1 protein-coding gene is annotated in these 702 nt (G+C 42.5%); it reads right to left on the bottom strand.

Going from position 1 to position 702, the window contains the following annotated elements; genetic code table 11:
* On the bottom strand, positions 1-702 hold a 702-nt coding region (locus NNC77_RS16810), incomplete at both ends, for a site-specific integrase (RefSeq protein WP_254971956.1).

Below are 702 nucleotides of genomic sequence, written 5' to 3' on the forward strand. Positions count from 1 at the left end.
GGAATGCCCCATCATCTTGGCGATGCTTTCCATTGATATGCCCGAAGTAACCATGTTTACTCCGAATGTATGTCTTGCAACGTGTGCGGTAAGGTTCTCATTTATACCCAAAGCCACACTGAGTGAATGAAATTCAAACCACATGGAATCACGTGAAGAAAGAGGGAAAACAGGTTTGCTATCATCCGCTGTATTGTATAGCGACATTATTTGTTCAGCTATCGGATGCAAGGGAATGAACGCTTCGTTGTTGGTCTTTGCTCTTTTCTCACGAATGTATTTTCTACCGTCTGCCGTCATCCCGATATGGTGTGGATACAGGTTACGTAAATCGACATAAGCCAAACCTGTAAGGCTGGAGAAAACAAACATTCTGCGTGCCAACTCCAAAGCCTTATCCTCCATAGGAGTCTCCATAATGAGCAGCAAGTCATTTCTGGATATATGTCTACGTTTTGGTGAGCCTTTCTTTTCATATCCGACATCTTCCAATGGATTGAATTTCAGCAGACCTCTGTCAACAGCGATATAAACCAAGCGTTGCAGCCAACAAAGATTATGGTTCGTATTGGATGCACTATATCCTTTGCCAATCAAGAACAACTTATAAGATTTGCCAAATTCCTCAGTCAAATCTTCAAATGCAATGTCATTCATTCCTCGTAACCCGATGAACTCTCGCAAGTTGAGCTGCGATGTCTT

Source organism: Segatella copri, assembly GCF_024330485.1.
GTDB classification, from domain to species: Bacteria; Bacteroidota; Bacteroidia; order Bacteroidales; family Bacteroidaceae; genus Prevotella; species Prevotella copri_L.